The organism is Amycolatopsis sp. NPDC050768 (assembly GCF_040654155.1).
Classification (GTDB): Bacteria; Actinomycetota; Actinomycetes; order Mycobacteriales; family Pseudonocardiaceae; genus Amycolatopsis.
This window is the reverse complement of record NZ_JBFAHL010000029.1, coordinates 43,482-67,606: the sequence shown is the minus strand read 5'-3', so window position 1 is coordinate 67,606 and position 24,125 is coordinate 43,482. Positions and strand designations below refer to the sequence as shown.

Here is a 24,125-nt window from a genome sequence, read left to right as displayed (position 1 = left end):
CTACTTGATCGCCATCGGGTTCACGGGTGAGCCGACTGCGCGGCTGAACGGCAACGGCGGCGCGCAGAAGAAGAACTCGTAGCGGCCGTCTTGGGCGCAGTCGTCGGCCAGGGTCTCGAAATCGAAGATTTCCCCCACGTACAGGCCCATCCCCACGAGGAACACACAGTGCAGCGGCTGGAAGACGTCGGGCGTCTCGTTCGGCAGCACCTCCATGCCCCAGGTGTCCGTGGCGAGGCCGGCGATCTGCTTCCCGGCCACCCATGGCACGCTGTCGAGACCCATGCCGGGGGCGCTGCCGCCGGCGTAGTCGCCCCAGTTGCCGCGCCGGGCCTGCAACTGCCCTGTGCGGATCAGCACGAAGTCGCCCTGGCGCACCTCGACGCCCTGGCTCGCGGCGCAGCCGTCGAGGTCGGCGGACGTGATCGCGTAGCCGTCCCCGAGGGCGTCGACTCCTTTGAACCGGGGAAGGTCGAGGAGAACGCCCCGGCCGGCGATGCGGTCGGCGGCCTGCGCAATGTCGTTGCGCGTGGCGCCCTTGCTCGTGACAGCAGTCGGCTCGTAGCCGTTGTACATGGTGCCGTCGAAGAGAATGTGCGCCAATGCGTCCCACTGGGTGCCCGACTGCAGCGGCATGATGATGAGGTCGTCGGTGCCGCGGCAGTAGCGGTCCTTGCCGCCGTAGAAGTCGTCGATGATCGTGCCGGTGGCGATGTCGCCGCCGTCGCGGAACATCAGGTGGAGCGGGTTGAAACGACCGAAACCGCCGCGTTGCGGGCCGTCGGCGTCGAAGGGCAGCGCGAGCGAGAACCGCTTGCCCGTCCGGATCGTGGCCGCGGCCTGGACGACGTGTTCAGCGGTGACGTGGTTGAGTGTGCCCACCTGGTCGTCGGCGCCCCACCGCCCCCAGTTGTTGTGCTCGGCGATGAGCGCGCGCACGGTTTCGACGCTCGGCGTGGTCTGTCCGGCGCCGGTAGCCGGGTTCGTGGTTTCGGTGGTCATGCTTCCTCCGTGCTTCGGGACGAACCGCTAGTGGCGGTCACAGGGGCGGACAGGCGCGTAGCCGCCTCGCCGATGTCGATGCGCTCGCCGCGGGCGTAGTCGCCGCTGCGGAGCCGGTGTTTTTCGATCTTGGCTGTCGAAGTCATCGGGATCTCAGTGACGAACTCGATGTAGCGCGGGACTTTGAAGCGCGCCAGGCGCTCGGTGCACCACGCGATGAGCTCTTCCGCAGTCGGCGCGTGGCCGGGCTGGGGTATGACGATCGCGCAGATGTCTTCGTCGAGCAGGTCGGACGGCACGCCGATCACGGCCGAGGCCCGCACACCCGGGTGGGCGTTGAGCGTCTGCTCGACCTCCAGGGATGAGACGTTCTCCCCGCGTCGGCGGATGATGTCCTTCACCCGGTCGACGAAGTAGAACCAGCCGTCCTCGTCGCGCCAGGCGCTGTCGCCGGTGTGCAGCCAGCCGTCGCGCAGGGCTTCCGCTGTGCGCTCTGGGTCCCTGAAGTAGCCGAGCATCATGGCGGCGTTCTTGAGCACGAGCTCGCCGACTTGCCCTGGGCCGACTTCGTTGCCGTTCTTGTCGACGATGCGCGCCTCGGTCCGCGGCACCGACGGGTCGGGGTGGTGCCGGGGGATGCCCATCGTGCCGGGGCGGCGGGGTGCGTCGCCGGGCTCGAGCAGGCCGTAGGTCGTCTCGCTCATGCCGAACCCGGAGATCGCGGACAGCCCGAAGCGTTCCTCGACCTGTTCCCGGACCTCGTACGGCAGGGCCGGCACGCCGTACGCCGTGCGCACATCATGGTCCCTGTCGTGCGATGACGGCTCGCTCTTGCTGAGGATGACCGCCATGGCGCCGATGTAGTTGAAGACGTTCACCCGGTGCCGGCGCACCTCGGGCCAGAACCGGCTGGCGCTGAACCGTGGCGCAAGGACGAGCGCGCCCTCCGCGCCGATCGCGCCCATAGTGGAGTACGCCTGCGAGTTGATGTGGAACAACGGCAGGCACGCGTAGACCCGGTCGCCCTTGTTCATGCCCATCCAGTGCGGGTAGGCCTGGCCCGTCAGCACGTAGTTGCGGTGTGTCTGCATGACGCCCTTGGGCCGGCCAGTGGTGCCTGACGTGTAGATGAGCGAGATGACGTCGTCGCCTTCGAGGTCGACCGCGGGAACCGACGCCGGGTCAGCTTGGGCCATGGCCCGGGTGAAGTCGGTGAACCCGGCGTCCGAGTCTCCGAAGCTGCACAGGGTTCGCAACGACGGTGCGGAGCGCCGGATCGTGCGGAAGAAGCCGGCATGTTCCGGGTCGACCAGCACGGCGACCGCCTCGGAGTGCTCGACCAGGTAGCGCGCCTCGTCCAGCTTGAATCCGGTGTTGATCGCCACCAGGATCGCGCCGAGCTTCGCGAGACCGAGCCAGGCGTGCAGGAAACCGGGCGAGTTGCCGGCCATGAAGGCGACCCGGTCTCCCTTGCGCACACCCATCTCGTGCCAGACGACCGCGGCGCGGTCGACCTCGGCAGCGAACTCGGTGTAGGTCTGTTCCTCGTCCTGCCAGATCAGGAACGGCCGATCGGGGTTGCGGGCCGCCGCCGCGTCGAGGAAGTCGCGGACGTTGAGTTTGTCCAGATCCACCACGTCTCCAATGTCTCGTTAAGCAAGACTCTGTCTCGAAAATTGCATGGAGTGGTCGCGATGTCAAGGCCTTTAGTGAGACACTGTCGTGCACAGGCTTCGGGATGAAAGGGAGATCGTGTGGTGACTCAAGAGAGTGCCGGCGCCGCGGTAGGCGACGGGGTGGACAACAACCGGGCGGGGGCCGGGCGGCCCGGTGTCCTGGATCGGGCGGTCGTGCTGCTCGAAGTGGTCGCGGCGCACGAAGCGGGGATCGGCGTCCGGGAAGCAGCGCGGCAGACTGGCGTCGATCGCAGCGCTGTCAGTCGGATCTTCGCGCAGCTGGAGGAGCTCGGGTGGGTCGAACAGACCGGCGAGCGGGGGGTGTACTCGGCGGGCTCGCGCCTGTTCTCCCTCGTGGCGGTGCTGCGTGACCGGGACAGCCTCTGGAACGCGGCGAAGCCGATCTTCCAGGAGCTTGTCGATGTGTACAACGAGACCTGCTACCTGGCCGTACGGGAGCACCACCGGCTGGTCTTCCGGGACAAGATCGATTGCGACCAGCCCATCAGGTACGTGCTCGAACTCGGGAAGCCGGTCCGGCTGACCACCGGCGCCGCCGGAACCGCGATCCTGTGCGGCATGCCGGCGAGTGAGGTCGAGCTCGTCTTCGCCGAGGGCTTGGAACGGCACACGCCGAACAGCATCACCGACATCCACGAGTACCGCGAAACGCTCGAGCGAGATCGAAAGCTGGGCTACTCGGTGAGCCGCGGTCGCTGGGTCCGCAACGGAGCCGGTGTCGCCTCGCCGTTTTTCGACGCGAGCGGCTCGTGCGCGGGTGCGGTCACGCTGAGCATGCCCGGGGACCGGCTTGAGCTGCTGCCCGTCGACAAGGTCGGTCAGGCTGTCCTTGAGGGAGCCCGCCAGCTGTCGCGCCGTCTCGGTTATCTCGGCACGTGGGGCGAATGAGCAAGAAAATCATGAGACAGTGTCTTGACTTCAGGCGTCACGTTCCACAGACTACGAACACGCTCGGCAGGTAGCCCGCACGATCGCGAGGGACTCGCCGTGGAGGGCAGTCGGGCGGTTCCCTTTCCCCTGCACGCCAGGAGGTGCGTATGACCGCGTCAACGCCGACGCCTTCGCAACAGGGAGACCAGCGTGCGATGCGGCGAATCGCCGTCGCGGGCGTCGCGGCGACGACGGCCGAATGGCTGGACTTCTACGTCTACACAACGGCCGCGGCCTTGGTGCTCGGCCCGCTCTTCTTCCCGGACCAGAACGCGGCGATCGGCACCATCGCCGCCTTCGGCACTCTCGCGGTGGGGTTCCTGGCGCGCCCGGTTGGCGGCATCATCGCCGGCCACCTGGGCGACCGCTGGGGCCGGCGCCCGACGCTGGTGCTCGCCATGGTGGTCATGGGCACCGCGACCACGCTGATCGGCCTGCTGCCCACCCACGCCTCGGTGGGCGTGCTCGCCCCGGTACTGCTGGTGCTGCTCCGGCTCGTCCAGGGGCTGGGCGTCGGTGCGCAGTGGGCCGGCGGCGCGTTGCTGCTCACCGAGCACGCACCCGTGCGGCTGCGGGGTTTCTACGGAAGCCTCGGCCAGCTGGGCGCGTGTCTCGGTGCGGCGCTGGCCAACGGGATCTTCCTGGTGCTGACCCTGCTGCTGTCCGAGGACAGCTTCCGGTCGTGGGGCTGGCGGTTGCCGTTCCTCGGTGGATTCGTCGTCGTCCTCTTCGGCATGTACGTGCAGCGGCGCATCGAGGAGACACCCGTGTTTCTCCACCTGCGTGAGGCGAACGCGGCGAAGGCGTCGCCGGTCAGGAAGCCGCTCGTCGAGGTGTTCCGGACCCACCGCAAAGCCGTAGTCCAGGCGGCCGGAGCCTTCCTCGTGGGCAACGCGGCGTTCTACGTCCTCAGCACGGGGATGGTCGACTACGGCAGCCGCGTGCTCGGGCTGCCCCGCAGCACCGTGCTCGCCCTGGTGATGTGCGCGGGGCTGGTGCAGGTCGTCGCGCTCCCGTTCTTCGGCCGGCTCAGCGACCGCGTCGGGCGCAAGAAGCTGTTCCTGATCGGGACCGCCGCCATGGCGGTCTGGGCGTGGCCGCTGTTCCTGCTCGCCGACACGGGGAACCGGTGGCTGCTCGGCCTTGGTTTGGTGATCGCGTACGTGATCCACTCGTCGATGTACGGGCCGCTCGCCGCGATGTTCGTCGAGATGTTCCCCGCGGAGGTCCGCTTCTCCGGCGCGAGCCTCGGTTACCAGATCGCGTCGGTGGTGGCCGGCGGGTTCGCGCCCACCATCATGGCCACCCTCGTGGCGGTCACCGGCAGCAGCTGGTCGGTGTCCCTCTACCTCTCGGTGCTGGCGGTCATCACGTTCGCCGCCGTCTGCACGATCACCGAAGTCTTCCGGCGTGACCTGTTCGCCACGGGTACCGCCGCAACCGTCGAAACCAGTTCCGTTGACGGCGTCGAGCCGTCCAGCGTTCGTCCCCACTAGAAGGAGACCCCATGGGACAGGAAGAAACCGCCACGGTCACGACGTCGCCCGACGGCCGGGCCCGGCTGATCGGCCCTTACAGCAAGATCGCGGACAGCGCGGCCGACCTGGTGTTCGTCGGCTCCGTCACCCCGCACCTCCCTTCGGGGGAGCTCGTCCGATCGTTCCGGCAGGTCGACGCGGACGGCGCGCGGGTCCGGCGGAACCAGATGCTGATCGACGTACCCGAGGAGCCGGCCGCGGCGCAGGCGTACTTCGCTTTCGACCAGCTCGGCGAGGTGCTCGCGAGCTACAGCCTCGATCTCCGCGCGGTCGCCCGGCTGCGGGTTTTCGTCTCGGACCGCGAGAACCTGGCCGTCGTCAACCGCGTCGTCCGCGACCGCCTCGGCGGGCACCGGCCGGCGATCAGCGTGGTGCTCGTGTCGTCCCACGGCCTGGACAAGGAGGTCGAGGTCTACCTCGACGCCGTCGCCTACACCGGCGAGGGTGGCGTCCAGGTCGTCGACGCCGCCGACGGGAGCGCGGTGGTGCGCGCCGGGGACTACGTGTTCGTCCCCAGCACGACGGGCACGGAGCCGGCCCCGGCACCCTCGCGGCTCGGCACGCTGCCGGACGAGCTCGCCGCCATGGAGTTCAGCACGCCCAAGGCCACCGAAGCGCTCGAGCAGTCGTGGACGCTCTTCCAGAAGATGGACGCGGCGCTCGAGTCCGCCGGCGGCGGCATCGAGGACGTGCTGAAGGTCAACGGCTGGCTGCCCGAATCGATGCGCTACTACGGGCCGGTCGTGCTCGCGCGGCAGGCGCTGTCCGACCACAACGAGAAGCGGCTGGTGGCCAGCACCGGCCTGAGCATCGGCGGGTTGCCCGACCCGGCGGCGCGCATCGCGTTCGAAGCCGTCGCGTACCTGCCCCGCAGCGGTGGGGACGCCAAGGAAGTCCGGCTGCCGCAGGCCGACATCGCCCGCTACTACGTTGGCGCGGTCCGGGGCGGCGGCCTCGTGTTCACGTGCGGCGAGGTGCCGATCGACGGCCCGAACCGCCGGCTCGTCGACCGCAACGCCGAGCTGTCCGGTGAAGGCCGCAGCCTGTCCTTCGGACATCTCGAGGCGGACACGGGTATCCGGGCGAAGGCCTGGTACGTCTACCAGCTGCACACCGAATACCTCGAGGCCTACGGTCTCGATCTCGGTGACGTCGTCCATCAGACGGTGTACCTGAAGGACGCCACCGAGCGGGCGGTCGTCGAACGCGTCGGCACGATGGTCTTCGGACCGACGCTGCCGCCCACCACGTTCGTGCCGATCGTCGACACGTCGCCGTTCGCGGCGGCGTCCATCGAGATCGAAGTCGTTGCCCGGCACCGCTGACGGAGGTGGACGGATTTGTCCAGTGAGGTGGAGGCACCGGTGGAGCGACGGACGGTCGGATACGACCCGGCCACGCTGACCCCGCTGCAGAACTACAAGCTGCTGTGCGGCGCCGTGGTACCTCGGCCGATCGCGTGGGTGTCCTGCCTGTCGCCGCACGGCGTGCCCAACATCGCGCCGTTCAGTTTCTTCAACATCGTGTCGTCGAACCCGCCGATGCTCGGGTTCTCGGTGTCGAAGTCACTGGTCCCCGGCAAGGGTGACAAGGACACGCTGACGTTCGTGCGGGCGAACCGCGAGTTCGTCGTCAACATCCCCACGGCGGAGCTGCTCGACGAGCTCGTCATCACCTCGATCGAGTACGCGCCGGACGTCGACGAGTTCGACGCCGCCGGGCTCACCGCGCTCCCCGGCGAGCGCATCGCGGTGCCCCGCATCGCCGAGGCGCCGGTGAGCTTCGAGTGCCTGCTGCACTCGGCGATCGACCTCGGGGCGAGCACGTGGGTGATGGGTACAGTCGTCTACGCCCACTTCCGCGAGGGACTGGTGGCCGGTGACTGCAAGCCGGACCCGGACAAGCTGCGCCCGCTCGGCCGCATGCCGGGGCCGACCTTCAGCACGGAGATGAACGTCGTCCCGCGGTCGGCCAGCCTGGCGGATCCGGCCGCGGGGCTCCAGTCGAGTGTCGTGTGGCAGCGGTGACGCGGCCACACGGGTTCGCCACGCGTCGTGGGGGGAGCTCCACGACCGTGGCGAAGCAGGCCAGGCGCGCTGCCCTCGGCAGCCTGGTGGGCACCACGATCGAGTGGTACGACTTCTTCATCTACGGCCAGGCCGCCGCGCTGGTCTTCGACAAGCTGTACTTCCCGGGTCTCGCCGCGCCGGCCGCCACGCTGGTGTCCCTCGCGACGCTCGGCGTCGGCTTCGTCGCGCGGCCGGTCGGCGGAATGGTGTTCGGCCACTTCGGTGACCGGCTGGGGCGCAAACGTGTCCTGATCAGCACCCTGCTCCTGATGGGCGTCGCGACCACGCTGGTCGGCGCGCTGCCCGGCGCGGCCGCGATCGGCGTGTGGGCACCGATCCTCCTGGTGCTGCTTCGCCTGGTGCAGGGCATCGCCGTCGGTGGCGAATGGGGTGGTGCCGTGCTCATGGCCGTCGAGCACGCGCCGGCCGGACGCCGTGGGTTCTACGGGAGCGTCCCGCAGATGGGTGTCCCGCTCGGCCTGATCACTTCGGCCGGTATCTTCGCCTTGCTGTCCGGAGCCATGTCCGACGAGGCGTTCCTCGCCTGGGGATGGCGCCTCACCTTCCTCTCGAGCATCGTGGTCGTAGTCGTCGGCCTGCTCATCCGGCTCGGCATCGACGAGTCGCCGTCGTTCGCCCGAGTGAAGGAACGGTCGGAGCAGGCGCGGGTGCCGCTCTTCGAAGTGTTCAAGCACGAAAAGCGCGCTCTGGTGCTCACCATCGGCGGCCAAGCCCTGCTGAACATCGCGTTCTACGTCACCAGCGTGTACGTACTGACGTACGCGAGGGACAGCGCGGGTATCTCCCGCACGGAGAGCCTGTTCGCGCTGTTGATCGCAGCGGTGGTCGACCTGGCCGCCATCCCGGTGTGGGCGGCGGTGTCGGACCGGATCGGGCGGCGAACCGTCTTCCTGATCGGCGCCGCGTTCGCCGCTTTGCTGGCCTTCCCGATGTTCTGGCTCGTCGACACCAGCAGCTTCGGGTTGATGACCCTGGCGCTGGTCTTGATGCTCGCGCTCGGGCAGGCGCCGATGTACTCGACGCTGGCGTCGTTCCTCTCCGAGTCGTTCGACGTCCGGGTCCGCTACAGCGCGATCTCGCTGAGCTACCAGGTCGCCGGCGCAGTCTGGGCCGGGCCGGCCCCGCTCGTCGCGGCGGCCCTGGTCGCGGCGACCGGTGGAATCGGCGTACTCGTGGGCGTCATGTTCGGTGCGTTCGTTGTGTCGCTGGCCTGCATGTTCGGGCTGAAGGAGACGTACCGCAAGCGACTCGACGCCGGGGAGGGGGTTGATCGATGAGCCGCAGTGCAGTGTCGCGGTCGCGCTCCGCGGATGTCGTCAGCCAGCTTATCCGCGCCGGGTTGACGGTGGACACCAACGGTCACCGCATCGCCGCCTACGCCTACGACGCGTCCAACTACCGGGTCCCGCCGATCGGTGTCGTGTTCCCGCGCGGCGCCGACGAGGTCGCCACCGCCGTCCGAGTGTGCCGGGCGACCGGCACGCCGCTGATCAGCCGGGGCGGCGGGACCTCGATGGCGGGCAACGCCGTCGGCCCCGGCGTTGTGCTGGACTTCTCTCGGCACCTGAACCGGGTGCACTCGATCGACGAGGCTCGTGGGGTGGCCGACATAGACGCCGGTGTCGTGCTGGCAGAGCTCAGCCTGGCGGCCGAGCAGGCCACCTCGGGCCGGCTGACCTTCGCACCCGACCCGTCGTCGAAGACGCGGGCGACTGTCGGAGGTGCGATCGGCAACGACGCGTGCGGCAACCATTCGGTCCGGTATGGACGGACGGCGGACCACGTCCTCGAGCTGGACGTCGTCACCGCGGACGGCGCGCGGCTGACCGCCCACCACAGTGGACTGCGCGCGACAGACCCCGACGACATTTTCTCCGTCGGCCGGGCGTTCGAAATCGAACGGCAGCTCAAGACCCTGGCGCGGGCGAACCTGGCCTCCATCCGCACCGAGCTCGGCCGCATTCCCCGTCAGGTGTCGGGCTACCACCTCGGCCACCTGCTCCCGGAGAACGGCTTCGATGTGGCCCGGGCGCTGGTCGGTTCGGAGGGCACCTGCGTGATCGTGCTGCGTGCTCGCATGAAGCTCGTGGCAAAGGCTCCTTCGGCGCTGCTCGTGTGCCTCGGGTACGCCGACGTAGTCGCCGCCGCCCGGGACGTCCCCACGATCCTCGAGTTCTCGCCTGCCGCGGTCGAGGGGATGGATCAGTCCATCGTGGACACCATGCGTCTGCGCCGAGGCCCCGATGCGGTCGGCGGCCTGCCCGATGGCAGCGCCTTCCTCTACGTCGACCTCGACGGAGATAACCCAGGAGAGGTCGCCGACGCGGCAGGCCGGCTCTTGACCCGGCTCCGGCTCAACGGCCGTCTCCTGGCGGGACGCGCCGTGCCCGACGCGGGCGAACGCGCCGCACTGTGGCGGGTTCGGGAGGACGGCGCAGGGCTCTCGTACCGGCCGGCGAGCGGGGGAGAGTCGTGGCCAGGGTGGGAGGACTCGGCGGTCGCTCCTGGCGACCTGGCGGATTACCTCGCCGACTTCCGCGAACTCCTCCGTGCGCACGATCTGACGGGCATTGTGTATGGCCATTTCGGCGCCGGCTGCATGCACATCCGCATCACCTACGACCTGCGCACGGAGCAGGGTCGGAAGATCTACCGCGTGTTCACCGAGGCCGCGGCACGCCTCGTGGTCAGGCACGGAGGATCGCTCTCCGGTGAGCATGGCGACGGGCGGGCCCGGTCCGAGCTCCTCGGCACCATGTACACGCCGGAAATGCTCGCTGCCTTCGCGGACTTCCGCCGGATCTGGGACGAATCCGACTTCCTCAACCCGGGTTCCGTCACCGCACCGGACCCGATCGACGAGAACCTTGCACTGGCGGGCGTCCCCAGCCACGACTGGCGAACTCACTTCACCCTCAGCCCGGTCGAGGCCGCCGAGGCCGGCGTCGCCCCCTGGACCCACGCGGTCCAGGGCTGTATAGGCGTCGGGCGGTGCCGCGCGGACGCCGGTGGTGTCATGTGCCCGAGCTTCCGTGCCACCAAAGATGAAAAGGATTCGACCCGGGGGAGGGCTCGAGTGCTGCAGGACATGGTCCGCGGTGCCTCGACCGTCCAGGAGGGGTGGGCGTCCGAAGACGTCCGGGAAGCCCTCGATCTGTGCCTGGCTTGCAAGGCGTGCTCACACGACTGCCCTGCGGGAGTGGACATGGCCACCTACAAGTCAGAGTTCTTCTCGCACTACTACCGGGGCCGCAGGCGGCCCTTGTCGCATTACTCGTTGGGGTGGCTGCCGAGGTGGCTCAAGATCACTGCGCACTTCAGCGGCGCGGTCAACGCCGTGCTGGCGACCCCCGTCGGCAAGCTCATCGCGAAAACTGGTGGTGTGACGACGGAACGACGGCTCCCCAGATTCGCTTCGGGCAAGGAGCTTCGGCGAGAGCTCGGCTCCCTCGACATCGGGCGGAAAAAGGCGGACGTCATCCTGTTCGTCGACTCCTTCACCAGGGGCTTTCGGCCTCAGGTCGCCGGAGCTGCGGCTCGCGTGGCCGCGGACACCGGTCGGCAAACGTTCTGCGAAACCGACGTCTGCTGCGGTTTGACCTGGATCTCCACCGGCCAGCTCAAGACCGCGAAGAAGGTGATGGCGCGTGCGGTGCGGAAGTTGGATGACGGGTCTGAGACGCCTATCGTCGTCCTGGAACCGAGCTGCGCGGCCGCTCTGAAGAAGGACTTGCCGGAACTGCTCGGCTCGGCCTCGGCCGAACGTGTCTCGGGTCGAATCCGGAGCTTTGCCGAAGCTGTGACGGAATGGGCTGAGGAAGGCTGGCGCCCGCCGGCGGTACCGACGAGCGTCACGGTTCAAACACACTGCCACGAGTACTCGGCCTTCGGGGCAACCACCCAGCGTCGGGCGCTGGCCGGCCTCGGAGTAGCCGAGGTTCTCGAAGTCGGCGGATGCTGCGGTGTCGCCGGAAACTTCGGCTTCGAGGCCGGGCACTACGAGGTATCCCTGCGCGTTGCCGAACAAGCCCTGATTCCGGCCTTGGCGCGGACACCGGTCGGGAATCCGGTCCTGGCAGACGGATTCAGCTGTTCCGTGCAGGTCGCGCACGTTGCGCCCGACCGGGCGAGCCTGCACCTCGCGGAACTGATCGACCCGGCCGACACCGTAATGTAATCACCTGTCTTCAGCATTCGTCCCCTACTGGCACACCCACCGAGGCCGAAGAGTGCCTCCGGCGCAGCACCGGCAGCGCCTTCCATACATCAGTTCATTTCGACAGTGTTGTCAGTAGGGTCCATAGTTCCGGGCGCGTGTGACCTAACGTCGTCCTCAGGAGACGGGTCTAGATTGGACGCTCGAAGCAACCCGAACTCGGCGCATGATTTCAGAGAAGCCGCCGAACAGCCGCGGCTCACTCAGGAGGAAATCATGACTGTCAGGACGCATCGCGTAGGCCGCCAGGGCTTGACGACGTCGGTCGAAGGCTTGGGCACGATGGGCATGACCGCGATGTACGGAACGCCGAACGACATCGAGTCGGAAGCCACTATCCGCCGGGCGGTCGACCTCGGGGTCACGCTCTTCGACACGGCAGACATGTACGGACCCTTCACCGGCGAGGAGCTCGTCGGGCGGGCACTGGCTCCCTATCGCGACCGGGTCGTCGTCGCCACCAAATTCGGCGGAGTGACCCTCGACGAGACCGGAAAGATCGTCGGCGGTCCGAACGGCCGGCCCGACTACGTACGACAGGCGGTGGAAGGCTCGCTTCGCCGCCTGGGCACGGATCACATCGACCTGTACTACCAGCACCGCGTCGACCCGGGGGTTCCGGTGACCGAGACCTTCGGCGCGCTGGGCGAACTGGTGACTGAGGGCAAGGTTCGCTACCTCGGCATCAGTGAGGCGTCCGCGGAGAACATCCGCGCAGCCCACGCTACGGCACCACTGTCGGCTGTGCAGACCGAGTACTCGTTGTTCACGCGGACCGTGGAGACCAACGGTGTGCTCGACACGGTGCGCGAACTGGGCATCGGGTTCGTGGCGTACTCCCCCCTCGGACGGGGGTTTCTGACCGGTGAGCTGCGCACACTCGACGAGCTGCCGGAGAACGATTGGCGCCGCAGCGCGCCGCGGTTCAGTGGAGACAACTTCGCGGTCAACCTCGCTCTTGCCGATCGTGTGCGGGTAATCGCGGACGAGTACGGCGCGACGCCGGGGCAGCTCGCACTGGCGTGGGTGCTCGCGCAGGGGATCACGGCCATCCCCGGTACCAAACGCCGCCCCTATCTGGAGGAGAATGTCGGCGCCGTGGAACTCACCTTGGACGAAGCAACGCTGACCGCGCTCGACGAAGCGATTCCGGTCGACCAGGTCGAGGGTGAACGGTACGTTGCCGCTGCGATGAAGGCAATCCAAGGGTGATCACGTGACTGAGCACAACGACCTGGGCCGCTTTCTCCGGGCTCGGCGCGAAATGTTGCGGCCAGCGGACGTCGGTCTCGTCGCCGGCGGGCGGCGCCGCACGCCCGGCCTGAGGCGCGCGGAAGTGGCCATGCTGTCGAACATCTCCGTCGACTACTACGAACGGCTGGAGCAGTCGCGCAACGCACATCCGTCACAGGGAATGCTGGCGAGTCTGGCGCGAACGCTCCGATTGTCCGTCGACGAGCGCGACCATCTGTACCGGCTCGCCGGCTACTCGCCGCCTCTGACGGCCACCACGGACGGCTATGTCGATCCCGCGATGATGTACCTCCTCGATGCGCTGAACTCGGTGCCCGCGCAGGTCGTCGACGACATCAACACGGTGCTCGCGCAGAACCGGCTCAGTCAGGCCCTCGTCGGCTCGTGGGACCTCGGAAACCATCGCGATGGCAACGTGACTTGGCGCTGGTTCACCGATCCCGAGTCGCGTGCGCTCAACGTTTCTGAGGAACACGAGGCGATCGGACGCGCCTACGTGGCCGACCTGCGGGCGGCCTCGGCACGTCGCGGAACCGACGTCGTGTGCGATCAACTCGTCGTCGATCTTCTCCAAGCGAGCGACGAGTTCGGCCGGTACTGGACCGAGATGCTCGTGGAGCCCCTCCGCTCCACTCGCAAGAAGCTCGTTCACCCCCACGCGGGACCGCTGGACGTGCAGTGCGACTTCGTCCTTTCCGCGGCCACCGGCCACCGGATGGTGATCTTCCGGCCCCAGCCGGGCACCACCACCGCCGCGGCCTTCGAGTTCCTGAACGTCCTCGGCGAGCAGACTTTTCGCGCGTGAGACCTCTGTTCCTCGCACGTGATTGACATCTGTTCTGGCATGAGAAGTTGAACCTGTGCAACGCAGTGCAGACGTTGCGATTGGTCCGGCAGTCCGTCGGGCGCGATGATTCCCTTTACAGCCGGACTCTGATTTGTGATGGCTGCTCTGTGAGGCGCATGGCTTCAGACAAGGTCTTGTCGAGTGAATCCAATATTCAACTCCTGAAAGGAGCCACTCCGCCATGTCTTCTGTCGTGCTCGTGACCGGCGCTTCAACCGGGATCGGCAACCTGACCTCTCGCGCGCTCGCCGCGCAGGGGCACATCGTCTACGCCAGCATGCGCGACGTCGCGGGCCGCAACGCCGCCCGTGCCGACGAGCTCAGGGAGCTCGGCCGCCACGAGGGACACGACCTGCGGGTCGTCGAGCTTGACGTCCAATCCGAGGCTTCCGCCGAGACGGCTGTGTCGGCCATCCTCGCCGAGGCCGGCCGGCTGGACACCGTCGTGCACAACGCCGGGCACCTGTACATCGGCTACGTCGAGGCCTTCACCCCCGAAGACGTGCAGCGCCTCTTCGATATCAACACGATCGGCATCCAGCGGGTGAACCGCGCGGTCCTGCCGCACATGCGTGAACGGCGATCGGGCACGCTCGTGTACGTGGGCAGCACAACCTCGATCGTGGTGCCGCCGTTCATGGGGCCGTATGTGGCCTCGAAGACCGCGGCCGACGCACTCGCGCAGGTCACGGCTTATGAGGTCGGCCAGTACGGTATCGAGACCACCATCGTGATGCCCGGTCCCTTCACCCAGGGCACTGAGCACTTCCCGCACGCCACTCACGCCTCGGACACCGATCGCAGTAAGGGCTACTCGGACCTGGACCCACTCGTCGCGCGCACGGAGGAAGCCACCGACGCACTCTTCCCGCCCGGCGTGGACGCACACCCCCGCGCCGTTGCCGACGAGATCGCACGAGTGCTCGCACTTGCCACGGGTACCCGTCCTTTCCGGACCGTCGTCGACTTCAGCCAAGCTGGCGTCGAGGAGGTCGTCGAGGTGCTCCACCGCGCGCAGGAAGCCTTCGTGACCCGGCAAGGCTACGCCGAACTCCTCCGGGTCAAGCGGTAGCCGGGCGCGCACCGGAATATCCGCGCAGCCGGTCGATTTGCGTCACCGGAGCCGGATCTTGCGGGCGACGCAAATCGGCCGGCCGGGCGCCTCGATACCGAGACTGTGCGGCTTGGCTGATCGCAGCCGATTTCAGTCGGGCATTCGGGAACCAGCGAGCTGAGGTTCTAAGCTCTCGTGGAGCTGTTGGTGTTTGGCTGGTCGAAACTGTGCAGCAGAACCTGTGTCGTGTGTTGGATGTGCTCGATGAGGGTGGCGACTGCGAGGTCGGCGTCCTTGGCGAGGATCGCGTCCAGGATGGACTTGTGCTCGCCGGTGATATCGCGGTTCTCGTGTCCGAGGGGAACGGACCAGCGTCGGTAGAGTTCCGCGGAGTCGCGCAGCGAGCGGGCGATCGCCAGAAGTCGAGGGTTCGGGCAGCCCGACAGCAGGGCCAGATGGTAAGTGGCGTGCGCCTCGGACCATTCTTCGGAGATGCGGTCGGGATCGTCAGCGTCCATCTGCGGGGTCTGCTGGAGCCGGTGGTGTGCGGCAAGGACCTCGCTCTCCCATCGCACGTCGTCTTGTGCGAGCGCCTCGCGCAAGACGAGTGACTCGATCGCGACCCGAGCCTCGGTCAGGTGCTCGAGGTCTTCGACGGAGATCGGCGTGGTGCGGAAGCCGAGCTGGGGTTCGGCTTGGACCAAGCCTTCGGCGGTAAGTCGGGACAGGGCCTCGCGGACCACGCCCATGCTGGCGTCGTACTTGCTGCACAGCTCGGCGAAGGGCAGTCGGCTGCCCGGAATCTGACGTCCGGCCAAGATGTCCTTGCGCAGTGCTAGGTACACCCGCTCGGCGCGAGTCGAGGACTTGGTCGAAGGCATGTCGACCAGTCAACCACGTTCGAGTTCTTCGAACAATGTCGAAAATTAATTGACATATTGATAACTCTGAGTCAGGCTGATGCCCGCAGCACGGCGAGCTGCCCGGACGACCGGCAAGGAGGCCGCGACGTGGTGGACGAAGCAGCTTTTCGTGAGCTGATGGGTGCCGTCTGCGCGCCGGTTACGGTGGTCACGACCACGACGGGCGAAGGCCGGCCCCACGGCACGACGGTCAGCTCGTTCGCCTCACTCTCCTTGCGGCCCCCGATGGTGAGCTTCGCGCTCGACACGGGATCGGCTCTGCTGAGCCACGTGCGCGAGTCGCGGCGCGTGGGCGTGAACGTGCTGGCGCACGGCCAGGAATCTGTCGCCACGGCTTTCGCGGGCCGGGGCGAGGCGAAGTTCGCCGGCTTCTCGTGGCGCGACGACGACGGCTTGCCGCGCCTTACCGGTGCCGGCGGTTGGCTGGTCGGGACGGTGACGCAGCTCGTCTCCGGCGGCGATCACGTGCTCGTGCTGGCGGAAGTCATGGCGTCCGAGGTCGCCGACGCCCCGCCGTTGGTCTACGCGCGCCGCACCTTCGGCACCCACTCCCGGCTCGGCGAGCGCGCCGAACCACTGTCCTGACCGCTGCGTTTCGCGACCGATTTTCCCAACGAGCAAAGGAGCCCGTGATGTCCATCATTCTCGACCGGCCGAGCGCGACCGCCGAGGACCGCCGGCTGCGCACTGATCTTGTCGAACGCGCGGCAAAGCTCGTGCCGTTGCTGGCGGCGAACGCGAAGCGCGCCGAGGACGAGCGGCGGGTGCCGGAGGAGAACATCCGGTTGATCGAGGAGGCGGGGTTGTTCACCATCATGCAGCCGCGCCGCTTCGGTGGCCTCGAGGTCGACTTCCGCACGAAGCTGGAGGTCACACGGGAGCTCGCGCGCGGTTGCGGGTCGACGGCGTGGGCGACGAGCCTGATGAACGTCTGCGCGTGGTTCACCGGGCTCTGGGGCGCGCAAGCGCAGGAGGACGTGTGGGGTGAGAACCCGCGCAACCGGGTCGCGGGCGTGTTCGCGCCCAGCGCCACCGCGAGGGTGGTCGAGGGCGGCTTGGTCGTGACGGGCAAGTGGGGCTGGGCCTCGGGGTGCCTGCACTCGCAGTGGGCGCTCGTCGGCACGCCGGCGGTCGAGGGTGAGGGCAAGTCCTACGACCAGGGCATGGTCCTGATCCCGATGTCGGAGCTCACCATCGAAGACACCTGGTTCGTCGTCGGCATGCGCGGCACCGGTTCCAACACGCTGGTGGCCGACGAGGTCTTCGTCCCGGAGCACCGGTTCATCTCGGTGCCGAAGATGACTCTCGGCGAGGTCGCCACCCCGTTCAAGGACGAGGCTCTCTATCGGTCGGCGTTCGTGCCGGGTGCCGCGATCATTCTCGTGGGGCCGCAGCTCGGCCTGGCCCAGGCGGCGCTCGACCTCGTGCTGGAGAAGGCGCCCAAGCGCGGGATCTCCTACACGTTCTATGACAACCAGACAAAGGCGCCCGTCGTGCAGCTGGCAGTGGCCAAGGCCGCGTCGCTCATCGACACCGCGCACCTGCTGGCCTACCGCGCCGCGGCAGAGATCGACGAGAACGCCCACAACAGCGTGTTCCCCGACTACACCGCGCGGGCGAAGGCGCGGATGGACGTCGGCCAGGCCATCGTCACGGCGCGCGAGGCCATCCGGGAGCTGGTGACCGCGCACGGCGCGTCGAGCTTCGCGGAGTCGAGCCCGATGCAGCGCATCTGGCGCGACAGCGAGGTCGCCAGCCGCCACGCCGTCGGCAACCCCGAGATCAGCGCCGAGGTCTACGGGCGGGCGTTGCTGGGTATCCACGAGGGCGTCAGCCCGCTCGTGTGACCGGATTTCCCCGCCACAGTAACGAACTCACCCTGGAGTGGAGTGTCATGACCGAACCGCGCATGCCGTGGCAGGACCTCGTCGAGTACTCCGAGACGCACGAGCTGCTGGCCAAGCAGCTCTACGTGGTGTTCTCGACGCCGACGAACGGGCTCGGCCCGGTGCTGGAGAACCTCGACCCGCACGTCGAGTACCAGACCAAAATGGAGCTTGACGGCGTCATGTTCGCCGCCGGTCCCTTCGCCAGCGACGACCTGCAGGAGTGGCACGGCGAAGGCATGTTCGTCTACCGCGCGAGCTCGCTGGAAGAGGCGACGAAGTTCGCGGAGGCCGATCCCATGCACCAGTCCGGTGCTCGCAGCTTTCGCGTCCGGTTGTGGCTGCTGAACGAGGGCACCTTTTCGGTGCAGCTGTTCTACTCGGGCGGCCGGCCGAAGATCAGCTGACGGCCCGCTCGAGCCCGCCGGACGAGCAGGAGGTGACCATGTGACAGTGGTGGCGACGGAAGTCGGCATCGACGCCGACCCGATCCGCGCGCGAGTCTCGCGCGCTCTGGACGAACTGGCACGCGGGCACGCGATCGTGCTGGCCGACGACCTCGCCGGCGGGCTCGGCGTGCTGGTGTTCGCGGCCGAGAAGACGGTTACGGGAGCGATGACGTTCGTCGTCGAACATTCCTCTGGGCTGGTGTGTGTGGCGCTCCCGACGGCGCGCTGCGCACAGCTGCGGCTTCCACCGATGTGCCCGCCCGAGGACCGTTCGGCGCCGGACTACTGCGTGACGTTCGACGCGGCCGAGGGCACGACGACGGGAATTTCCGCGCGCGATCGGGCGCGTGGTGCCCGGCTGCTCGCCGATCCCACGACCACGCCCGAAGACCGTGTGCGGCCGGGGCACCTCATCCCGTTGCGGGCGGCCGACGGTCGGGTGCTGGAGCGGGTGGGCCGAGCCGAGGCCGCAGTGCGGCTCACCGAGCTGGCAGGCCTGGCGCCCGCGGCCGTGCTCGCCGAGGTGGTCAGCCCGGCGGACCCGACGCGGCTGTGCGAAGGCACCGAAACGGCGGCGTTCGCGGCGGCACACGGATTGGTGTGCGTTTCGCTGACCGACGTCGTGGAGTACGAACTGGCCGCGCTGGACGAACCCGTGCCGACGGCCCGGATGAGAGGACCTTCATGAAAATCGGCTATCTCGACGGCCGCGCGGTGCTGGCGGTACCCGGGGGAGTGCTCGACGTGCACCGTGCGAGCGGCGGGAAACTGCCCTCGGCCGGGGCCGAGCTGTTCGGTGTCTGGGACGAACTGCGTGCGCTCGCGCAGCACCATGCCGCCGACGCCGTGTTCACTGTGGACGAAGCCCGGCTGGGCCCACCGTGCCCGGCCCCGCGGCAGGTGTTCGCCATCGGGCTCAACTACCGCGACCACGCGTCCGAAGCCTCGTTCGCGGTACCGGACTCGCCGACGGTGTTCCCCAAATACGTCTCGAGCTTCACCGGAGCCCACGGCGAAGTGACGCTCAACAGCGACACGGTCGACTGGGAGGTTGAACTCGTCGCGGTGATCGGCATGGGCGGGCACCGGATCCCGGTGGCCGATGCCTGGTCGCACGTGGCCGGCCTCTCGGTCGGCCAGGACTTGTCGGACCGGACCGTGCAGATGAGCGGCCCGGCGCCGCAGTTCGGACTCGGGAAGTCGTTCCCCGGGTTCTCGCCCATCGGTCCGTGGCTGGTCACCCCGGACGAACTGGCCGACCCTGACGACCTCGAGCTGGGCTGCTCGGTCAACGGCGAGCAGGTGCAAAAGGGCCGGACCCGGGACCTGGTGTTCCCGATCCCCGAGCTCATCGCGCGGCTGTCCGAGGTCGTGACACTGTATCCGGGCGACGTGATCTTCACCGGTACGCCGGCTGGGGTGGGGATGGCCCGCACCCCGAAGTGGTTCCTCAAGCCCGGCGACGTGCTGACCAGCTACGTGCGCGGGATCGGCGAAATGCGGCACGTGCTCGTCGGCGCGGACGCCTGACACCGGACGGCGAAGGAGCAGAAACTGTGGCATTGCACAAGATGGCGGCGGTCGTGATCGGCGTCCCGAACGTCGCCGAGACCGCGGCCTACTACACGGAATTCGGGCTCACACCCGGCGGCAACGGCTGGTTCTCCACTGTGGACGGCGGGAACCAGCTGCGGCTGGTCGACTCGCCGATGCGGCGGCTGGTGTCGTTCACCGTGGGCGTCGACGACCCCGATGACCTCGACCGCGCCGAAGCCACGCTGCGCGCGGTGGAGGCTGTTGTCACGCGTGGCGCCGGGCGGCTGACGGCGATCGACCCGGTCGGCGGAGTCGAGGTCACGCTCGAAGTCCTGCCCCGCCTGCGCCAGCCCGAGACTCCGGCCACGGTGTACAACGGCCCGGGCCGCATCGAGAGGGCCGGCGCCCGGGCCAACGGGGTGCTGCGCACGAACCCGATCAAACCGCGCAAGCTCGGCCACGTCGTGATCGGCACGACTGACTTCGTGATGTCGCACCGGTTCTTCGTCGAGGGCGTCGGCTTCAAAGTAAGCGACCTGATCAAGGACACCGGGGCGTTTCTGCGCTGCTCGACCGACCACCACAACCTGCTGCTGCTCAAGGCGCCCGTGAGCTTTCTGCACCACACCTCCTGGCAAGTCGACGACGTCGACGAGGTCGGCCGTGGCGCCACCCGCATGCTGGAGGACCATCCCGAACGGCACATCTGGGGCCTGGGCCGCCACCACGCCGGGTCCAACTTCTTCTGGTACCTCAAGGACCCCGCGGGCAATTTCTCGGAGTACTACAGCGACCTCGACTGCATCCTCGAAGACCAGCTGTGGAAGCCAGAGGCCTTCGAAGGTGCGAAAGGCTTGTTCAACTGGGGCCCACCGCCACCCCCGTCGTTCCTGCACCCGGACGACCTTGCTGCGCTGATGACCGGAGCACACGCACCCGGCTGACACCTCGCGCAGCGTAGTGACGACGGGCCGGCGCGATGATCGCCGACCGTCGTCAGCGAGCGGAGAATCGATGCGCTCCGGTAGCCGCGGGGCCGGCGATGTGCAGCTTGCCCAGGCGGCTACCGGAGCGCATCGCGCCGCCCATCGGGGACAACAATGCGGTTGCTCGCCTTGTCCGCACGGGGATTGGCGAACGGCACGGCAGCGTGGTCTATCGCCGGTCGGTCCGGAACTTTCATTCGCCGGCCGCAATGCAGGCTTCGCGCAAGATCCTGGTGTCAGCTCGCAGTAGCGCAGTCGAGCCCGAGCAGGCGCTCGGTGTTGCGGTGCGCGATCTTCTCCTTGTCCTCATCTGAGATCGGCGCGTCCTGGAGGAATGCAACTGCGCCCTCGTTGCCGATGAACGGATAGTCGACGGCGTAGAGGATCCGGTCGACTCCGACGGTGTCGATGCAGTACCGCAGCTGGGCTTGGCTGAACATGCCGCTCGGGGTGATGAAGACGTTGCCGAGAAAGTAGTCGCGGAAGGTCCGGTTGAGCCCCGTTGCCGACTGGGGGAGGGCTTCGTCGATCCGGTCGAGGTAGAAGGGGATCATCTCACCCCAGTGCCCGAGGATGAACTGCAGGTCGGGGAAGCGGTCGAGGACGCCAGCGAAGGCCAGGTGCAGGAAGTGGACGGCGGTTTCCTGGTGCCAGCCCCAGGCCGCGGTCTGCAGCCGAGTCGTGACCGGGAGCGCGAGGCCGTCGTAGTTTTCCGCGCTCGTCGCGCGCGGCGGCGGGGTCGGGTGCAGGTAGATCGGGACACCGAGATCCGATGCGGCGCGCAAGATGGGATCGAACCGTGGCTGGTCGAGGAACTCGCCGTCGGTGCGCCCCATGATCATTGTGCCGACGAAACCCAGCTCGGACACACATCGCCGCAGCTCGTCGCCGGCGATCTCGGGCACAGCCGTGGGCAATGCCGCGAACGCGGAGAACCGGCCAGGGAAATTCCGCATCGCCGCGGCGGCGCGGTCGTTGGCAGCGCGGGTCAGCCCCTCGGCGACGTCAGCCGGCAGGAACTGGGCCAGGCACGACAGCACCTGCATCGTGATGCCGGCGCGGTCCATATCTGCCACCCGTGCCGCGCCGATGTCCATGAGGATTTCGGGGGAGGGTGAGTAGGGTAGGCCGCTGTCGGCTGCGTATGCGGCTGCGAAGCCGGGGCTCAGCTCGAGGGTTGTCTTCGCCGACGCCGAGGCGATCGCGGGGTCGGCGAAATGCTCTTCGAGTGTGATGATGCGCATGGGAAACCTCTGACTCGCGCGACGTGGACGGTGAACTTTGCCGGATCCTCCACTCCAGACTCGACGTGGCGGGGCACAAGGTCAAACAGTTGGATCTGATCACTCGATCGGTGCCGCTGATGGCGGCTGCTGGTGTGGAGGCGGAATGGAACTTCGGCATCTCCGGTACTTCGTGGCCGTCGCCGAGGAAGGTGGCTTCAGCAGCGCCGCCCGGCGGTTGCACGTGGTCCAGCCGACGCTCAGCATGCAGATCAAGGCGCTGGAAGACGAACTGGGCGGTCCGTTGTTCGACCGGGGTCCCCGAAGCGTTCAGCTCACTGCGGCGGGCGTGGCTTTTCTCTCCGAGGCGCGTCGCGTCCTCGCTCTGAGCGAGCGTGCGAAGGCCACCGCGCGGCTCGTCCTGGGCGGCGAGACCGGAAGCGTGCGGATCGGCTTTTCGGGTGCCACGGTGTTTGGCGGTGTGTTGACCGACTGCCTGCGCAGTTACCACGAGACCTACCCGCGGGTCCGGATCGAGCTACAGGAGGCGAGCCCGACGCAGCAGCATGACTCGATCCGCGCCAACGAGCTGGACGTTGGGTACAGCGCGTCACCAGAGCACGGCGGCGGGACGGGGCTGAGGGCCGAACCGGTGTATTCGGCAGATTTCCTCCTCGCCTTGCCCAGCCACCATCCCCTCGCCGTGCACGATGTCGTTCCTGCTGAGGCGTTGCGCGGTCCCGAGTTGATCGGGTACGCGACCGGCACGCACGAAGATCCGATCCCCGACGCTCTGAGGGCGCGTCTCGGCCTCGATGTCGAACCGACGCGCCACCGCGCCGGCAGCACGCTCAGCGTGCTCGAGCTCGTCGCTGCGGGGGTCGGCATCGCGCTGGTTCCGGACGGGGTCGACCGGATCGCGGTACCGAGCGTCGTCTACCGCGCGCTGTCCGGATTCGGGGCGAAGGCCGAATTCTCGCTCGTCCACCGCACCGACGAGACGAACCCGGCCGTCGTCGCCTTCCTCGAGACCGCCCGAGGTCCGAAAGCGACGGTCCAGCGGCATCCGGAAATCCCCTTCGCACCTCGTTGACGTCCGAATTCAGGAGCGCGCTCGTGAACAGAGACCGGCGGTGCCCTTTGCCGTTACCGGTAGTTGTGGGAGCACTCTGCGTGCCGATGATCGGTAGACTCGAACGGAACACCGAACCGACTTCGCGGCTCGGTTCGCAGCACGCCTCGATCCGGCCACAGGTGTCTCGTAGCTCGAAGGAACCGGCTGGCCCGGTAGCCCGTGGTGCTGACCTTGGTCCTGACAGGCAGGCCCGGTTGGCGGAATCGGAGGAATTATGAACGGCAGCGGCGGCGGTTGCGCTGCAGCAAGTCGCCGAAGTCAGCTGGCGCCGTTGTGCAGGTACCCGGTCTTCGTGACCAGCGACCCTTGCAGCGCCGCACGCGATGGGACACGAGCTCTGTCGCCGCACCGGCTTCGGCCGGTTGGCGCGATCCCGTTCGCGACCCGGCTGCATGCTGTCGACGTCGGCGCGGTGACCGTTGGTTACAAGGAGTACGCCGGAGAAGTCGTGATCGAGTCCACTGCACCGCTGGACTACTACATGCTGCTGATGCCGTTGCGGGGACGCCTCGACATCGCCAAAGACGGTGCTGCTGTCGGCGTCCCGCCTGGTTCGGGGGCGGTTGTCGGACCCGGAGACGGGCTGAACATGCGCTTCGCTGGGGATAGCGCGGAACTCGTTGCGAAGATCCCCTTGGGAGCGATGCAACGGCACATGCGTGGGCTTGGTCGCGGGCGCGGTGCCAACCTGCGGGTGCGGTTCGCGCTCACGACACCCGGCCCTGCCGAGTGGATGCGCGCCCTGGCGTTTGCTTCGGCCACAGTGGATCGATGCGCTCGCGGCACTGTTCCTGCCGAAACTGGACGACTGATCGAGGACGCGCTGGTCTCGACGCTCCTGTTGTCGCAGCCCCACGACCTCGCTGCTGAGCTGTATCGTGGGCCCGACGACGACCGAGCCCTGATCCTTCGTGTAGCCGAGGAGTTGCACGCGCTCCCGGCCCGGCCGAGCATTCCGGAGCTTGCTCATCGGCACGGATTGAGCACACGTGCGCTGCAAGATGGATTCCGCCGTGTCCTCGGTGTGCCACCTTCTGTCTACCTCCGGGACCTGCGGTTGGATCGGGTTCACGGCGACTTGTCGCGGGATGCGGGCGACACGGTGGCCGAGGTCGCCTATCGGGCTGGGTTCACTCACCTCGGCAGGTTTGGCATTGCCTACCGTCGTCGATTCGGTGTTCTCCCGTCAATGACGTTGGCGACTGCTCGCCGTGCGCGTGATGCGGATACTCGCGTGTAAAGAGGATTGTCGGTTTGGTCGGCAGTGGTCGCTTCTTGCTTCGTCGCGCCAGGCGCCGCTGCGCTTGGCAACAAACGCCGCCACGTTTGCCGGCTCGACGAGGATGGTGTCAGCCCCGC

21 protein-coding genes are annotated in these 24,125 nt (G+C 67.9%); 17 read left to right on the top strand and 4 right to left on the bottom strand.

What is annotated here, in order from left to right; genetic code table 11:
* A complete protein-coding gene (locus tag AB0H62_RS47780) occupies positions 1-1,002 on the bottom strand; it encodes a cyclase family protein (RefSeq protein WP_220241478.1) in 1,002 nt (333 codons plus the stop codon).
* Positions 999-2,636: an AMP-binding protein gene (locus tag AB0H62_RS47775; RefSeq protein ID WP_360592650.1), complete on the bottom strand. Its 1,638-nt coding sequence runs from the start codon at positions 2,634-2,636 to the stop codon at positions 999-1,001. The genes AB0H62_RS47780 and AB0H62_RS47775 overlap by 4 nt, the downstream gene beginning before the upstream one ends.
* A 123-nt stretch (positions 2,637-2,759) precedes the next feature.
* On the opposite strand from AB0H62_RS47775, the gene AB0H62_RS47770 reads away from it, so the two are divergent.
* The 9 genes from AB0H62_RS47770 to AB0H62_RS47730 all read left to right on the top strand — a co-directional run bounded on the left by AB0H62_RS47770 (position 2,760) and on the right by AB0H62_RS47730 (position 14,646).
* Entirely contained in the window at positions 2,760-3,587 is an 828-nt protein-coding gene (locus AB0H62_RS47770) for an IclR family transcriptional regulator (RefSeq protein ID WP_220241476.1), read from the top strand.
* A gap of 197 nt (positions 3,588-3,784) precedes the next feature.
* A complete protein-coding gene (locus tag AB0H62_RS47765) occupies positions 3,785-5,125 on the top strand; it encodes an MFS transporter (RefSeq protein WP_255638096.1) in 1,341 nt (446 codons plus the stop codon).
* An 11-nt stretch (positions 5,126-5,136) separates the two neighbouring features.
* Positions 5,137-6,492 carry a RidA family protein gene (locus AB0H62_RS47760; RefSeq protein ID WP_220241474.1) on the top strand — a complete coding sequence of 452 codons (1,356 nt, stop codon included), beginning with the start codon at positions 5,137-5,139 and terminating at the stop codon, positions 6,490-6,492.
* A 39-nt stretch (positions 6,493-6,531) separates the two neighbouring features.
* The gene (locus AB0H62_RS47755) at positions 6,532-7,194 is read left to right on the top strand and encodes a flavin reductase family protein (protein ID WP_220241473.1); all 663 of its coding nucleotides are present in this window, start codon (positions 6,532-6,534) and stop codon (positions 7,192-7,194) included.
* A gap of 47 nt (positions 7,195-7,241) precedes the next feature.
* Positions 7,242-8,534 (top strand): MFS transporter, encoded by a 1,293-nt coding sequence (locus tag AB0H62_RS47750; protein ID WP_220241472.1) that lies wholly within the window; start codon positions 7,242-7,244, stop codon positions 8,532-8,534.
* The gene (locus tag AB0H62_RS47745; protein ID WP_220241471.1) at positions 8,531-11,434 is read left to right on the top strand and encodes an FAD-binding and (Fe-S)-binding domain-containing protein; all 2,904 of its coding nucleotides are present in this window, start codon (positions 8,531-8,533) and stop codon (positions 11,432-11,434) included. The genes AB0H62_RS47750 and AB0H62_RS47745 overlap by 4 nt, the downstream gene beginning before the upstream one ends.
* A 255-nt stretch (positions 11,435-11,689) precedes the next feature.
* Positions 11,690-12,685, top strand: a complete 996-nt coding sequence (locus AB0H62_RS47740; protein WP_220247800.1) for an aldo/keto reductase — start codon at positions 11,690-11,692, stop codon at positions 12,683-12,685.
* Positions 12,686-12,689: 4 nt separating this feature from the next.
* Positions 12,690-13,532: a helix-turn-helix transcriptional regulator gene (locus AB0H62_RS47735; RefSeq protein WP_255638095.1), complete on the top strand. Its 843-nt coding sequence runs from the start codon at positions 12,690-12,692 to the stop codon at positions 13,530-13,532.
* Positions 13,533-13,755: 223 nt separating this feature from the next.
* Positions 13,756-14,646 carry an SDR family oxidoreductase gene (locus AB0H62_RS47730; RefSeq protein WP_360592649.1) on the top strand — a complete coding sequence of 297 codons (891 nt, stop codon included), beginning with the start codon at positions 13,756-13,758 and terminating at the stop codon, positions 14,644-14,646.
* A gap of 167 nt (positions 14,647-14,813) precedes the next feature.
* Here AB0H62_RS47730 and AB0H62_RS47725 read toward each other — a convergent pair whose 3' ends face one another.
* Positions 14,814-15,509, bottom strand: a complete 696-nt coding sequence (locus AB0H62_RS47725; protein WP_220241469.1) for a GntR family transcriptional regulator — start codon at positions 15,507-15,509, stop codon at positions 14,814-14,816.
* A 129-nt stretch (positions 15,510-15,638) separates the two neighbouring features.
* On the opposite strand from AB0H62_RS47725, the gene AB0H62_RS47720 reads away from it, so the two are divergent.
* From AB0H62_RS47720 to AB0H62_RS47695, 6 genes are read left to right on the top strand one after another with little or no spacing between them, the layout of a single operon-like run.
* Positions 15,639-16,136: a flavin reductase family protein gene (locus AB0H62_RS47720; RefSeq protein WP_220241468.1), complete on the top strand. Its 498-nt coding sequence runs from the start codon at positions 15,639-15,641 to the stop codon at positions 16,134-16,136.
* 47 nt (positions 16,137-16,183) lie between these two features.
* A complete protein-coding gene (locus AB0H62_RS47715; protein ID WP_220241467.1) occupies positions 16,184-17,398 on the top strand; it encodes an acyl-CoA dehydrogenase family protein in 1,215 nt (404 codons plus the stop codon).
* 47 nt (positions 17,399-17,445) lie between these two features.
* A complete protein-coding gene (locus AB0H62_RS47710; RefSeq protein WP_220241466.1) occupies positions 17,446-17,844 on the top strand; it encodes a YciI family protein in 399 nt (132 codons plus the stop codon).
* A gap of 40 nt (positions 17,845-17,884) precedes the next feature.
* Positions 17,885-18,574 carry a 3,4-dihydroxy-2-butanone-4-phosphate synthase gene (locus AB0H62_RS47705; protein WP_360592648.1) on the top strand — a complete coding sequence of 230 codons (690 nt, stop codon included), beginning with the start codon at positions 17,885-17,887 and terminating at the stop codon, positions 18,572-18,574.
* Complete coding sequence (locus AB0H62_RS47700) at positions 18,571-19,416, top strand: fumarylacetoacetate hydrolase family protein (protein WP_220241464.1); 846 nt, start codon at positions 18,571-18,573, stop codon at positions 19,414-19,416. Before AB0H62_RS47705 ends, AB0H62_RS47700 begins: the two co-directional genes overlap by 4 nt.
* A gap of 26 nt (positions 19,417-19,442) precedes the next feature.
* The gene (locus AB0H62_RS47695; protein WP_220241463.1) at positions 19,443-20,366 is read left to right on the top strand and encodes a VOC family protein; all 924 of its coding nucleotides are present in this window, start codon (positions 19,443-19,445) and stop codon (positions 20,364-20,366) included.
* A gap of 278 nt (positions 20,367-20,644) precedes the next feature.
* On the opposite strand, the gene AB0H62_RS47690 is transcribed toward AB0H62_RS47695, so the two are convergent.
* On the bottom strand, positions 20,645-21,652 hold the full coding sequence (locus tag AB0H62_RS47690) for an amidohydrolase family protein (protein WP_220241462.1): 1,008 nt from the start codon (positions 21,650-21,652) through the stop codon (positions 20,645-20,647).
* A 145-nt stretch (positions 21,653-21,797) separates the two neighbouring features.
* On the opposite strand from AB0H62_RS47690, the gene AB0H62_RS47685 reads away from it, so the two are divergent.
* Entirely contained in the window at positions 21,798-22,724 is a 927-nt protein-coding gene (locus tag AB0H62_RS47685; protein WP_220247798.1) for a LysR substrate-binding domain-containing protein, read from the top strand.
* A gap of 334 nt (positions 22,725-23,058) precedes the next feature.
* On the top strand, positions 23,059-24,006 hold the full coding sequence (locus AB0H62_RS47680; RefSeq protein WP_220241461.1) for an AraC family transcriptional regulator: 948 nt from the start codon (positions 23,059-23,061) through the stop codon (positions 24,004-24,006).
* The last annotated feature ends 119 nt before the right edge of the window (positions 24,007-24,125 follow it).